General features: G+C 70.2%; 12 protein-coding genes. 7 read left to right on the plus strand and 5 right to left on the minus strand.

What is annotated here, in order from left to right; genetic code table 11:
* Nucleotides 1-81 precede the first annotated feature (81 nt).
* The 5 genes from AB0B45_RS23040 to egtD all read left to right on the plus strand — a co-directional run bounded on the left by AB0B45_RS23040 (nt 82) and on the right by egtD (nt 4,695).
* A complete protein-coding gene (locus AB0B45_RS23040) occupies nt 82-324 on the plus strand; it encodes a zf-HC2 domain-containing protein (RefSeq protein WP_358133712.1) in 243 nt (80 codons plus the stop codon).
* Between the two features lie 137 nt (nt 325-461).
* Nucleotides 462-1,685: an ergothioneine biosynthesis glutamate--cysteine ligase EgtA gene (gene egtA, locus AB0B45_RS23045; protein WP_358133715.1), complete on the plus strand. Its 1,224-nt coding sequence runs from the start codon at nt 462-464 to the stop codon at nt 1,683-1,685.
* A complete protein-coding gene (gene egtB / locus AB0B45_RS23050; RefSeq protein ID WP_358133717.1) occupies nt 1,682-2,974 on the plus strand; it encodes an ergothioneine biosynthesis protein EgtB in 1,293 nt (430 codons plus the stop codon). Before egtA ends, egtB begins: the two co-directional genes overlap by 4 nt.
* Before the next feature lies 1 nt (nt 2,975).
* Nucleotides 2,976-3,695: an ergothioneine biosynthesis protein EgtC gene (gene egtC / locus AB0B45_RS23055; protein WP_358133719.1), complete on the plus strand. Its 720-nt coding sequence runs from the start codon at nt 2,976-2,978 to the stop codon at nt 3,693-3,695.
* A 40-nt stretch (nt 3,696-3,735) separates the two neighbouring features.
* A complete protein-coding gene (gene egtD / locus AB0B45_RS23060) occupies nt 3,736-4,695 on the plus strand; it encodes an L-histidine N(alpha)-methyltransferase (RefSeq protein WP_358133721.1) in 960 nt (319 codons plus the stop codon).
* Nucleotides 4,696-4,833: 138 nt separating this feature from the next.
* On the opposite strand, the gene AB0B45_RS23065 is transcribed toward egtD, so the two are convergent.
* Together AB0B45_RS23065 and AB0B45_RS23070 are read right to left on the minus strand one after the other, a co-directional pair.
* Nucleotides 4,834-5,193: a hypothetical protein gene (locus AB0B45_RS23065; RefSeq protein ID WP_358133723.1), complete on the minus strand. Its 360-nt coding sequence runs from the start codon at nt 5,191-5,193 to the stop codon at nt 4,834-4,836.
* A gap of 109 nt (nt 5,194-5,302) precedes the next feature.
* On the minus strand, nt 5,303-5,743 hold the full coding sequence (locus AB0B45_RS23070; protein WP_358133725.1) for an Lrp/AsnC family transcriptional regulator: 441 nt from the start codon (nt 5,741-5,743) through the stop codon (nt 5,303-5,305).
* Nucleotides 5,744-5,835: 92 nt separating this feature from the next.
* Here AB0B45_RS23070 and AB0B45_RS23075 point away from each other — a divergent pair, with 92 nt between their 5' ends.
* A complete protein-coding gene (locus AB0B45_RS23075; RefSeq protein WP_358133728.1) occupies nt 5,836-6,729 on the plus strand; it encodes an SMP-30/gluconolactonase/LRE family protein in 894 nt (297 codons plus the stop codon).
* A gap of 394 nt (nt 6,730-7,123) precedes the next feature.
* Here AB0B45_RS23075 and AB0B45_RS23080 read toward each other — a convergent pair whose 3' ends face one another.
* Nucleotides 7,124-7,939, minus strand: coding sequence for a family 1 encapsulin nanocompartment shell protein (locus AB0B45_RS23080; RefSeq protein ID WP_358133730.1), 816 nt, complete (start codon nt 7,937-7,939; stop codon nt 7,124-7,126).
* A complete protein-coding gene (locus tag AB0B45_RS23085; RefSeq protein ID WP_358133733.1) occupies nt 7,936-8,985 on the minus strand; it encodes a Dyp-type peroxidase in 1,050 nt (349 codons plus the stop codon). Before AB0B45_RS23085 ends, AB0B45_RS23080 begins: the two co-directional genes overlap by 4 nt.
* 426 nt (nt 8,986-9,411) lie before the next feature.
* Between AB0B45_RS23085 and AB0B45_RS23090 the strand changes: the two genes are divergently transcribed.
* Nucleotides 9,412-10,182: an ABC transporter substrate-binding protein gene (locus tag AB0B45_RS23090; RefSeq protein WP_358133735.1), complete on the plus strand. Its 771-nt coding sequence runs from the start codon at nt 9,412-9,414 to the stop codon at nt 10,180-10,182.
* A 21-nt stretch (nt 10,183-10,203) separates the two neighbouring features.
* Here the strand turns inward: AB0B45_RS23090 and AB0B45_RS23095 are convergent, their stop codons facing one another.
* Nucleotides 10,204-12,339, minus strand: a complete 2,136-nt coding sequence (locus AB0B45_RS23095) for a SpoIIE family protein phosphatase (protein WP_358133737.1) — start codon at nt 12,337-12,339, stop codon at nt 10,204-10,206.
* Between the last annotated feature and the right edge of the window lie 103 nt (nt 12,340-12,442).

The raw sequence follows: 12,442 nt of genomic DNA on the forward strand, positions 1-12,442 counted from the left end.
TGGTTCACGTGCTGCTTCCTGTCCGTGCAGCAGTCACAATAAGTGAAACGGTTCATTTCCCGGGATAAGGGCGGTCAGGTCGTGAAGCGCTTCACCTGCGACGAACTGGTGGAGGTCGTCACCGCTTACTTCGAAGACGCCCTCGACCAGCAGGCTCGCCACGGCATGCAGGCGCACCTGGCCCGCTGCGAGGGGTGCGAGCGCTACGTCGAGCAGTTCCGCGCCACCATCGGAGTCCTCGGCGACCCACCACCGGAGAAACTGCGGGCCGACGTGTACGACGGGCTCATGTCGGCCTTCCGCGAGCGGCGGCGGTCCTCCTGAGGAGAGAGGCGCGCTGACGCGCTCGCTTCCTGTGGCCTGGCGCAGGTCACGCCTCTCCTCCGTTACGCGGGAATCCGTCTGTAACGTTCGCGCGGCCGGCGGGTCTGTAGACCCATGCGCCATGCCAAGGGGAGCCGATGGTGGGGCTGACCGCCGAGGACGCGCCGCTGCGGGACGCCTCGGCGGTGGCGGACTTCGCTCGCCGCTGCTTCCGTCCCGCCGCCGCCGACCGCGTGGGTGTCGAGCTGGAGTTCCTGGTCTTCGACAGTACGGCGGCGGCCACGCACGTCCCGCTGGCCAGGATCGAGCGGGCCCTGCCCGCGCTGCGGGGCGGCAGCCGGGTGACGTTCGAGCCGGGCGGCCAGCTCGAACTGTCCGGCCCCCCTGGCCCGCTGCGGGACGCGCTGGCCCACCTGGCCGCCGACGTGGCCGCCGTGCGCGACGCCCTGCGCGCGGACGGGCTGGCGCTGGGCGGAGTGGGCCTCGACCCGATCCGGCCCGCCGTCCGCCAGTTGCGCCTGCCCCGATACGAGGCGATGGCCGAGTTCCTCGGCGTGCCGTACGGGGCGCTGATGATGTGCTCGACCGCGTCGATCCAGGTCAACCTGGACCTGGGCGAGCGGCCCGCGACGCGCTGGGAACGGGCCCACGCGTTCGGCCCCGTGCTGATGGCCGCCTTCGCCAACTCGCCGCTGAGCGGCGGCCGGCCGTGCGGCTGGATGTCGGGCCGCCAGGCCGTCTGGGATCGCCTCGACGCCACCAGGACCTCGCTCGTGCCCACCTCGGACGATCCTGCCGCGGACTGGGCCGAATACCTGCTGGACGCCCGGCTCATGCTGGTGCGCGAGGCGGGGGAGGGCTGCCGCCCGGTCCGTGACGGCTCGACGTTCCGCGACTGGCTGAAGGCCGACGGCGAGCAGCGGCCCACAGCCGAGGACCTGGCCTATCACGCCACGACGGTCTTCCCCCCTGTGCGGCCGAGGGGCTGGCTCGAGATCCGCTACCTCGACGCCCAGCACCCGGCGACCTGGCCGGTGTGCGTGGCCGTGACCCACGCCCTCGTCACCGACGACCGGGCCGCCGACGCCGCCCTGTCCGCCGCTGAGCCGTGCCGCGAGCTGTGGGCGGCGGCGGCGCGGTGCGGGCTGACCGACCCGCGTCTGGGCAGGGCCGCCGAGGCGTGCTTCCGCGCCGCGCTGGAGGCGCTGCCTCGCCTCGGCGCGGGCCCCGGCCTGGTCGGCGAGGTGGCGGCGTTCGCCGACCGGTACGTGACAACCGGCCGCTCCCCTGCGGCCGACCTGATGGACCCGACGTCGACACGGAGCGTCCCGACCTGGCTGAACGACGAGGGATGGGAATGAACGATTTCAAGGAACGAATCGCGGCCGAGCTCATCGCGGTGCGCGACCGGTCGCTCACCTACACGGAGGCGGATGACGACCTGCTGGTGCGCCAGCACTCGCCGCTGATGTCGCCGCTGGTGTGGGACCTGGCGCACGTGGGCAACTACGAGGAGCTCTGGGTGCTGCGCGAGGCAGGGGGCATCGACCCGCTCCGCCCCGAGATCGACGACATCTACGACGCGTTCAAGACCCCGCGGAAGGATCGCCCGAGCCTGCCCATCCTGGGCCCGGCCGAGGCCCGCCGCTACATCGAGGGCGTGCGCGGGCGGGTGCTCGACGTCCTCGACACGATCGACCTGGACGGTCCCGACCCGCTGCACCGCGATGGCTTCGTGTTCGGCCTGGTGATCCAGCATGAGCACCAGCACGACGAGACCATGCTCGCCACGCTGCAGCTGTCCGGGCAGGTCGGCCTGGTGCGCGACGGCGACCTGCCGCCGGGCAGGAGCGAGGGTCCCGAGGAGGTGTTCGTGCCCGCCGGCACCTTCCTCATGGGCACCGAAACCCTGCCATGGGCCTACGACAACGAACGGCCCGCCCACCGTGTGGACCTGCCCGCCTACTGGATCGACCGGCTCCCGGTCGGTAACCGCGCCTACGCGGCGTTCATCGAGGACGGCGGCTACGACGACCCGCGCTGGTGGTCCGCCGAGGGCTGGCAGTGGAGGCAGCGCAGCGGCGCCTTCGCCCCCCTGTTCTGGGTCAGGGACGGCGGCGCCTGGTGGCGCACCCGCTTCGGCCGTACCGAGCCTGTCCCGATGGACGAGCCGGTCCAGCACGTGTGCTGGTACGAGGCCGACGCCTACGCCCGCTGGGTGGGCAAGCGGCTGCCCACCGAGGCCGAGTGGGAGAAGGCCTGCGGCTGGGACCCTCGCACCGAGAGGGCGCGCCGATACCCGTGGGGTGAGGACGCTCCCACCTCCGGCCGGGCCAACCTCGGCCACCACGCCGCCCACCCCGCGCCGCTGGGCGCCTACCCGTCAGGGGCCAGCGCGTACGGCACCGAGCAGATGGTGGGAGACGTGTGGGAGTGGACCGCCTCCTGGTTCCAGCCCTACGACGGCTTCCGCAGCTTCCCCTACAAGGAGTACAGCGAGGTGTTCTTCGGCCGGGACTACCGGGTGCTGCGCGGCGGCTCATGGGCGGCCGACCCGGCGGCGGTGCGGACCACGTTCAGGAACTGGGACTACCCGATCCGCCGGCAGATCTTCACCGGCTTCCGCTGCGCCCGCGGGGAGCTGGTCTGAGGTGTGCAGACACGCGGCCTGGCTGGGCGCCGCCCGCCCGCTCGCCTCGCTCATCCACGACCCCGAGCACGGCCTGCTCAAGCAGTCGTACGCGCCACGGCTCCAGCGCTGGGGCCTGGTCAACGCCGACGGGTACGGCATGGGCTGGTACGACCCCTCGCGCGCCGAGCCGGTGCGGTATCGCCGGGCCGTGCCCATCTGGACCGACGCCAACCTGCCCGCGCTCGCCCAGGTCGCCCGCTCGACCTGTCTGCTGGCGGCCGTGCGCTCGGCCACCGTGGGCATGCCGATCGAGGAGAGCGCCACGGCGCCGTTCACCGACGGTGGGTGGCTGCTCAGCCACAACGGGCGCGTCACCAGGGACGCGCTGCGCGATCTCGCCGACGACCTGCCCGACCGCGCGGAGAGCGCGTGTGACGCCGCCTGGGTGGCCGCCGCCGTGTTCCTGCGCGGGCGTGCCGGGCTCGGCCTGGGCGAGGCGCTGACCGAGGTCGTCGTCCGCGCGGGGGAGAAGGACCCCGCCGCCCGCCTGAACCTGCTCGCCTGCGACAGCGCGTCGATCGCCGCGACCGTCTGGGGCGACACGCTCTTCTACCACCGACTCCACGACGGCGTGCTCGTGGCCAGCGAGCCGCTCGACGACCTGCCCGGCTGGCAGGCCGTTCCCGAGCGCAGCCTGCTGACCGCCACCCGCGAGGACGTACGCGTCCAGCCGTTGTGATCTCACCCCAGGGGGCACTGTGTCCGTCAGCCAGCCGACCATGCATGTGATCAACCATCTCGACCGCGACTATCTGCGCCAGGCGCTCGAACACGACGTCAGGACCGGGCTGACGTCGTCGCCCAAGTGGCTGCCGCCCAAGTGGTTCTACGACGCCGCGGGCAGCGAGTTGTTCTCCCGTATCACCCGGTTGCCCGAGTACTACCCGACCCGGCGCGAGCTGGCCATCCTGCGGGCGCACACCGCCGAACTGGCGGCGGCCGGCGGTGCGGACACGCTGGTCGAGCTGGGCTCGGGCACCAGCGAGAAGACCGTACTGCTGCTGGAGGCGCTCGACGCGGCGGGCACGCTGCGCGCCTACACGCCGGTGGACGTGGACGCGGTCACCCTCGAATCGGCGGCGCGGCGGCTGGCCGGGCGTTTTCCCGGGCTGGCCGTGCGGGCGGTGTGCGCCGACTTCGAGCGCCATCTGGCGTTGCTGCCGCGCACCGGGCGGCGGATGGTGGCCTTCCTGGGCGGCACGATCGGGAACCTCGAACCGGCCACCCGCGAGGTGTTCATGAAAGAGCTGCGGGCCACGCTCCGGCCAGGGGACACCTTCCTGCTCGGAGCCGACCTGGTGAAGGACACAGGGCGGCTGGTGGCGGCCTACGACGACGCGGCCGGGGTGACGGCCGCCTTCAACAGGAACGTGCTGCGGGTGATCAACCGGGAGCTGGACGCCGACTTCGAGCCGGAGGCGTTCGCGCACGTGGCCCTGTACGACGCGCGCCGCGACTGGATCGAGATGCGGCTGCGGGCGAGCCGGGACATGCGGGTGCGGATCGGAGGGCTCGGGCTGGCCGTGGACTTCGTCCAGGGGGAGGAGATGCGCACCGAGATCAGCGCCAAGTTCCGGCCGGAGGGGCTGAAGGAGGAGCTCGTCGCCGCGGGCTTTGAGGTGCGCAGCCGCTACACCGACCCCGCAGGGGACTTCACCCTGGTACTGGCCGGGGCGTGATTCCCCGGTTCCGGTCCGGTGCTCAGCCGGGAGGCGCGCATAGCCGTACCGGCCGGGCACGCCTTCGCCGGTCGGCCATGTTTCTCCGCCGAGGTCAGCGACGCCGCGCAGGCCGGTGACCGGTGACTTCCGCCGTCGTCAGTCGAACAAGGCGTAGCATTCGACCTCGGAGCGGCGGAACGTCAGCCCCTTCGAGACCGAGTCCTTGACGCATGCGCGTTCGGCGGGGCTCAGCGTCAACTCGCCGCACACGGTCACCCCGGAGTAGGTGCGGCAGTCCAGCGTCGGGTCGAACCTCCCGATGCGATAGTTCTCCCTGACCTGCGAGCGGCACTCGGCCCGCGCGCTCGGCGTGTCCGCGTACCGGCACTGACCCATCAGGATCTGGTACTGCTGCTCGCTCACCTCATGCCGGTTGCCTGTCCCGCCTCGGGCGGGGCCTGCGAACAGTCCGAGAGCGGCCACCACCCCGAGCCCGACGACGACGATTCTCTTCATGGTTCCCCCTTCATGCGAGGTACCGCTGGAAGTCACCGCCAAACATGACTCAGAGCAGGTTTCGCTCGCCTTCGACGGGACAAGGCGCAGGTCGTCAACGGGGTCGGCGCTACCGGCCGGGGTTCACCGGGCGTTCGAAGAACGTCTCCAGTACGACAATGGCCTGGGTTCCGCTGACACCCGGGACGTCATAGATCCGGCGCAGCACTCCCTGCAGGGCCTCCGTGGTCGCGGTGCGGACCTTGACCAGCACGGACGCCGCTCCGGCGATGACATGCGCCTCCTGGATCTCGGGGAGGGCGGCGAACGCCTCCGCCGAGTCGCCCATCCACGCGTTGGCCTCGACCATGACGTAGGCCAGCACGCCCCGGTCGAGCGCCGCCGGGTCCACCTCGATCGTGGTGGCCCGGATGACACCGCGCTCACGAAGCTTGCGGACCCGCTCGTGGGCGGCGCCGGCCGACAGCCCGACGATCTGGCCCAGGGCGGCGTACGCCTGGGTCGCGTCTCGCTGCAGCTCGGAGATGAGGGCCCGGTCGATCTGGTCCACAGCGCACCGCCGTTCGAATGACAATCTACAGGAATGCCGGTTGACCATATCCCATTCGGCCGCGATAGTCTCTCGCCGAAGGAGGTCTAGTCATGATCGATAGGTTCAAGGCGACGTTCGAGGTCCTGGACGACCGGTTCTCCCTGTACGGCGGCGACGAGTACGTGGAGGTGCTGCACCGGGGCAGCCGCAAGACCGAGGGGCCGGCCTACTTTCCAGCCGGCCGGTACCTGGTGTGGAGCGACATCCCGAACGACCGGCTGCTCCGCTGGGACGAGACGACCGGCGCGGTCGGCGTGTTCCGTCACTCCTCCGGCAACGCCAACGGCAACACGGTCGACCGCGAGGGCCGGCTGCTCACCTGCGAGCAGGGCGCCCGGCGGGTGACCAGGACCGAGCACGACGGCTCCATCACGGTCCTCGCGGACAACTACGAAGGCAAGCGGCTGAACAGCCCCAACGACATCGTCGCGCGCTCCGACGGCTCGATCTGGTTCACCGATCCGCGCTACGGGATCACCGGCTACTACGAGGGGAGCCCGGCCGAGAGCGAGATCGGGGCCGACCACGTCTACCGGCTCGACCCGGACACCGGCGACCTGAGGATCGTCGCCGACGACTTCCTCCGCCCCAACGGCCTGGCCTTCTCCGCCGACGAGACCCGGCTGTACATAGTGGACACCCGCAAGCGCCACATGCGGGTGTTCGAGGTGTCGGAGGAGGGCAAGCTGTCCGGGGGCGAGGTGTTCGCCGACGCCTGGTTCGACGGCATCAGGGTCGACTGCCACGACAGGGTCTGGGCCGCCGCCCTCGACGGCCTGCACTGCTACGACCCGGACGGCACCCTGATCGGCAGGCTCCTGCTACCGGAGTCGGCCTCGAACCTCACGTTCGGCGGCCTCAAGCGCAACAACCTGTTCATCACCAACTCCGCCGGCGACCTGTACTCGATCCGGGTCACCTTCGCCGGAGTCCGCTACCCCTGACGGAGACAGCTCTCGCCGCCCAGGCCAGTGGTCTTACGGCAACCGTGGGATGTTCCTCTACCGCGTACGTCTGGTCACGACCCGCCTCCACCTCCGTCGCCGCCTGAGGAGCCGCCGGAGTCGAAGCTACCCCCGCCGGGCATCGAATCGTAGGCAGGCGGGGTACCGGGGTTGCCGGATCCTCTTCGTAAGGAGGGTCTGCCGGTTATCGCCGACCACGCCATCCAGATGACGATGCCCGCGATCGCGATGAGAAATCCGGCTGCCACCAGGGTCGAGACCGTCATCGGAGCATCTCCTCACAGGCGCGGGGGATCTTCATCGTAGCCACCGGCACGCGCACGTGTCTTACTCGCCAACCGCTTGCGGAGTCGACCACTAACGGCGGGCGCCGTCATGCCGGCACGCCGCGTGCCGCGGTGAGGCTGACCGACGCCTCAGCCGTGTAGGCCAGGAAGGTCATCGTCTCCTGGAAGTACAGCCGGATGCTGGTCTCGTCGTGCGAGAGATAGCCGATCGACACGTCCTGGCCGATGCGCATCTCGAAGTCGCCGCCCCGGGTGGACAGCAGGAGGGCGCCCTCGATGGCGGGCGCCCAGATGATCTGGCCGTCCAGCAGGCGGGCGATGTGCTGGAAGATCGGATAGCCGTGGTCCGAGGTCTCGCTGACGGCGGTGTAGGCGTCGGCGCTGAGCACCAGGCTGTAGGGACCGCCCACACCGGCCAGCCGGAGCGCCGTCACGGCCCGGCTGACGGCGTCGGGGTAGGCGCGGGTCTCGGCAGGGAGCGCGATCGCCGCGTTGGAGGAGCTGTCACGGATGCCGGTGATGCCGGCCGCGGCGTACCCGTCGAAGACCGCGCGGTCTTCGGCGAACGCCAGCCGGCGGGCGGCGTCCTTCACCGGCTGCCAGTCGGCGTCCTTCGCGCCGCGCTCGACGTCGTCGACCTCCCGCCGGTCGACGGTGAACGGCACGCGTAGTTCCACGAGCGGCTGGGAGAGGCGAACGCGTGCCACAACGGCGTCGTCGGGAGCGCCGATCTCCTCCAGTCGGCCGGTGGAGACGGAGGCGAGCCGAGCGCCTTCCGGATCGGAGACGTCGACGACGCGACGCCCGGCCACATGGCGTTCGAACGTGCGCCGGGCCTCCTCCTCCAGGTCGGCCCATGCCGCGGCGGACATCGGCGCCAGTTCGCGATGCAGGTTGTTCATCGGGCAGTGGCTCTTTTCAGGTCGCCGATCCCGAGAGATCCGTCGGCCGTGGCTGGGACGTCGGTCGCGGGGGACAGATCCGCGTCGGCCGTGGTCCCGCTGCTCGGCGGACCAGGCAGGTCCTGGAGGAAATCGAGGCTCGGGACGAAGAAGAGCGTGCCGGTCACGGCCGTGGAGAAGTCGAGGATCCGGTCGTGACCGGCCGGCGGGGCGCCGAGGAACATCCGCTCGAGCATCCGCTCGGTGACCGTGGGGGTGCGGGCGTAGCCGATGAAGTACGTGCCGAACTCGCCGCGGCCCACGGCGCCGAACGGCATGTTGTCGCGCAGGATCTGCCGTTCGGTGCCGTCGGCGTCGACGATCGTGGTCATGGCGACGTGCGAGTCGGCCGGTTTGCTGTCGTCGTCCAGTTCGATGTCGGTCAGCTTCGTGCGGCCTATCGCCAGTTCCTGCGCCTCGACCGTCAGGGCGTTCCACGCTCGCAGGTCGTGCAGGTATTTCTGCACGATGACGTAGCTCCCGCCGGCGAACTCGGGGTCCTCGTCACCGATCAGGATCGCCGCGCGCGCGTCACGACCGACGGGGTTCTCGGTCCCGTCGACGAAGCCGAGCAGGTCGCGTACGTCGAAGTACTTGAACCCGTGCACCTCGTCGCGGACGGTCACCGCGCCGTAGAGCCTGTCCATGATCTCCGATGCCAGCGCGAAGCACAGGTCGAGGCGCTGGGCCCGGATGTGGAACAGCAGGTCGCCGGGGGTGGACACGGCACGATGCCGGCCTCCGACCAGTTCGCGGAAGGGGTGCAGCTCGGCGGGACGAGGGCCGTCGAACAGCCGGTCCCAGGCGTGAGAGCCGATGGCGGCGACGCAGCTCAGCGCGCTGTCCGGCGCCCGGAACCCGATGGCCCGCTGCAGGCCGTCCAGGTCGGAGAGGAGGTCCAGGACCGCCGGTTCGCCGCGGGGATCGATCGTCGCCACGATGAAGATCGCCGCTCTTGTCAGCGGGCTCAGCACCGGCTGCGGGAGCGCGTCCGCGATTTCCGCCATGCCGCCCCTCCTCAAACGTTCGTCTTCACTGTGACCCGCGCCGCAACCGTTCCCCGTTTTCGGCCAACCGATTCACTGCTTTCCGTGGTCGACCGGGCAGTTGTGGGGTGCGTTCCGCAATCTTTGCCGCGAACCGAACGCGCGTTGGGGTACAGCCGGGACCTCGTCACGGTGCCTTCACATCTTGTCGGGCGCGTTGTCCGCCTTCGCCTTCCGTGTTACTCAGCGGCTCTTAGATTGGCTTTCATGACGATAAGGATCGGCCTCGTCGGTGCAGGTCAGCGTGCGGGCATCACATGATCACCAAGGACGCCGTCGACCGCCTCATCCGCTTCGACGGTTTCCCCCTTCCTCCGAGACCCTGACCTGCCGCAGGTCTGTCACGTCGGCACACGAGTCTCCGTACCGAGGCAGGCAGGTGAGGTCATGAGCCGGCGGACCTGGGTGGTCGCGCTGTCGTTGCTGGGCCTGGTGTGCGGTGGTCCCCAAGCTCAGGCGGGCGCCGCACCCGAGACGCGGGTTCTGCGCATCGGCACCTATTTCGTCAACCCGCCGTTCGAATACATCGCCGATGGCGCCACGGTCGGCTTCGAGGTCGACCTGATGAACGAGATCGCCGCACGGCTCGGCCGCAGGCCCGAGTTCGTCGACACGCGGTGGGAGACGATGCTGCGGGAGATGCGGGACGGCCGCTACGACTGCATCGTGGGCGGCATCACCATCACGCCGGCCCGCGAGAAGATCCTCGCCTGGTCGACGCCCTACATGACCACGACGCTGAGCCTCGTCGCCGACGCCGAGAGGAGTCCCGCGATCCGCGGCATCGCCGATCTGAAAGGCGCTTCGGTCGGCGTCCAGGCGGCGACCACCGACTACGACGTCGCGGTGAGGATGCGGGCCGAGGGCGAGATCGGCAGCGTGAAGGTCTATCCCTTCGACCGCATCGAGGACGCCATGAGCGACCTGGCCGCCGGGCGGATCACGGCGGTGATGAAGGTCTACCCGGTGGCCGCGTGGCTCGCGCGCAAGACCCCCGGCCTGCGGATCGTGGCCCAGGTGCCGGGCGAACCGCAACCGCTGGGCATCGGCTTCAGCAAGGCGAACCCCGGCCTCCTGGCCGCGGTCGACCGGGCCCTCGCCGCGGTGAAGCGGGACGGCGCCTATGCCAGGCTCGCGCGGAAGTGGGGTGTGCCCTGACCGCCCCGGCGATGGACCTCGTCATGGAATCTCCATCGTCAAGGCCATGAGGCGCAGGAGCAGCAGGGCGACGTCGTCGCTGCGGCGGTCGGCTCCCTGCGCGTTCCTGGTCAGGCTCTCCGCCAGCCCGTCCAGGTGCTGGTCACCGCCGCGCGCGAGCTCGGCGCCGAGAGCGGTCAGACCGTCGTCGATGTCGGTCCCCGGAACCTCGATCAGGCCGTCGGTATACAGCGCCAGAAGGCTGCCGACCTCCAGCGGCACCTCTGTGCACGGATAGTCCGTCTCGGGTTCGATACCCAGCAGGAGTCCCCCAGGGACGTGTATCACCTCGATGCGGCCGTCGGGATGCCGTACGAGAGGCGAGGGATGACCGGCTCGGGCGAGGCGCGCCACCCGGCGCCGGATATCGAGGTGAACGTAGACACAACTGGCGAACAGGCCGGGATCGAGGTCGGTGAGCATCTGATTCGTCCGGTACAGGACCTCGCCCGGATCGGCGCCGGCCGCGGCATAGGCGCGCACCGCCGTGCGAAGCTGGCCCATGAGGGCGGCGGCGGTGACGTTGTGCCCTTGGACGTCGCCGATGATGGCCGCGGCGGTGTCCCCAGGCAGGCGGATGAGATCGTAGAAGTCGCCCCCGATGTCCATGCCTTCGGTGCCTGGCAGGTAGCGGGCCGCCGCGGCGAGTCCCGGTATGCGGGGAAGAGCGTGGGGGAGCAGGACCTCCTGCAGGCCGCGAGCGAGTTCCGCCTTCGCGTCGTACAGCCGGGCGCGTTCCATCGCCTGGGCGATCAGGCCGCCCAGCGAGGTGAGGACGGCTCGCTCCTCGACGGTGAAGGCGTGCGGCTCGCGGAAGGCGAGCACGCAGGTGCCGACGGGCCGGCCGGAAGCGATCAGGGGCAGGAGCGCCCAAGCGGCCATACCGTCGTCCGGCGCGACGGCGGACGGGTAGATCTGGTACAGCTCCTCTTGCGATTCGAAGAAGTTGGGCACTCCGGTGACCATCGCGCGGATGCTCGGCGTGGGCGAGGTCAGGGAGAGCCGGCCGTACTGCTCGATGATGTGGGGCGGGAAACCCCGATGGCCGGCGACGCACAGCCGTCCCTCCTCGGCCGTCAGCAGGGCCACGGCCTGGGCGCCGAACGCGGGCATGATCTGGTCGGCGACCAGATTCACCACATCCTGTACGCCGGCGGCCTGCGTGAGCGTGCTCGCCAGGTGGAGGATGTGGTAGATGGCTCCTGTTCGGGTGGGCAGCGCCACGTCGATCGGAAGCGTGGAGGCCGGGACGGCTTCCGCTTCCATGGGAGCCGGGATGATGCGCACGGTGATGCCGGAGATCGAGGGATACAGGTCGAAGGCCAGCCACCGGTCCGGTGGGCACAGCGCCACGAACGAGGTCGGCCGCTGACTGATCATCGCTCTGCGGTAACGGTCCTCGTACACCGGATCGTCCAGCCACGGCAGCACGGTCCACGGTTGGGCGCCGATCAGTCGCATCGGCGACTCGCCGAGCAGAGCGGCTCCGTTGGGGCTGATGTAGGTGAGGCGGCCTTTGATGTCCAGCGTGCACATCCCCTCGGGCAGGCGCGCCACCATCGCCCCGAGTACTTCCGCCGGATCGGTGATCGGCTCCGCGTCGTGCTTCCGCCGTCCCGATGGACTGCTCCGGGCGACGGTCTGCAGTTTTCGCGCCAGTCCTGCCGCGGCGGCGCCGAGGCGGTCACGCGTGTGGGCGGGCGGCGGCGGATACGAGCCCGACCAGACGATGAACATCGCTCCGTAGTCGCCCGCCGGGGTGGACAGCGGGAGCGCGGCAAGGGAGAACTCGTACGGCAGGGCGACGGCGATCGTCGGGTAGCAACGCACCATGTCCTCTTCGTTGCCCACCCACACCAGCCGCTTGTCCCGCAGCGCGTCGGCCACGGGGATCGGCGCTGTCAGGCTCACCCGCTCCCACGGCTGGACGAACTCCCGCGGCAGCCCCTCCATCACCAGCAGTTCCAGCACCTGGCCGTCAGGAGACAGGCGGTAGATCGCGCCGGTATGGGCGCCGATCTCCTTCAGCATCTCGGTCAGGCCCTTGGCCAGCGCGTCCCTGTCGCCTCCCTCATCCGAGACAGCGATCGTGTCATCAGGTGGGAACTGTCGCCCCAAAGCCACCACCTCATTCCAGGGTCTTACATATGGGACGTTACCCCGACTGACCTGGAGCTTTGGTGATGAGTCCTATCGGATGCCCGCCTCCCTCGACATAAGA

Source organism: Nonomuraea sp. NPDC049152 (assembly GCF_040648355.1).
Lineage (GTDB): Bacteria > Actinomycetota > Actinomycetes > Streptosporangiales > Streptosporangiaceae > Nonomuraea.

Excerpts from the sequence above, each read along its gene's own strand:
- egtA (WP_358133715.1), top strand. The coding sequence starts at position 462 with ATGGTGGGGCTGACCGCCGAGGACGCGCCGCTGCGGGACGCCTCGGCG.
- egtB (WP_358133717.1), top strand. The coding sequence starts at position 1,682 with ATGAACGATTTCAAGGAACGAATCGCGGCCGAGCTCATCGCGGTGCGC.
- egtD (WP_358133721.1), top strand. The coding sequence starts at position 3,736 with ATGCATGTGATCAACCATCTCGACCGCGACTATCTGCGCCAGGCGCTC.
- AB0B45_RS23065 (WP_358133723.1), bottom strand. The coding sequence starts at position 5,193 with ATGAAGAGAATCGTCGTCGTCGGGCTCGGGGTGGTGGCCGCTCTCGGA.
- AB0B45_RS23075 (WP_358133728.1), top strand. The coding sequence starts at position 5,836 with ATGATCGATAGGTTCAAGGCGACGTTCGAGGTCCTGGACGACCGGTTC.
- AB0B45_RS23080 (WP_358133730.1), bottom strand. The coding sequence starts at position 7,939 with ATGAACAACCTGCATCGCGAACTGGCGCCGATGTCCGCCGCGGCATGG.
- AB0B45_RS23085 (WP_358133733.1), bottom strand. The coding sequence starts at position 8,985 with ATGGCGGAAATCGCGGACGCGCTCCCGCAGCCGGTGCTGAGCCCGCTG.
- AB0B45_RS23090 (WP_358133735.1), top strand. The coding sequence starts at position 9,412 with ATGAGCCGGCGGACCTGGGTGGTCGCGCTGTCGTTGCTGGGCCTGGTG.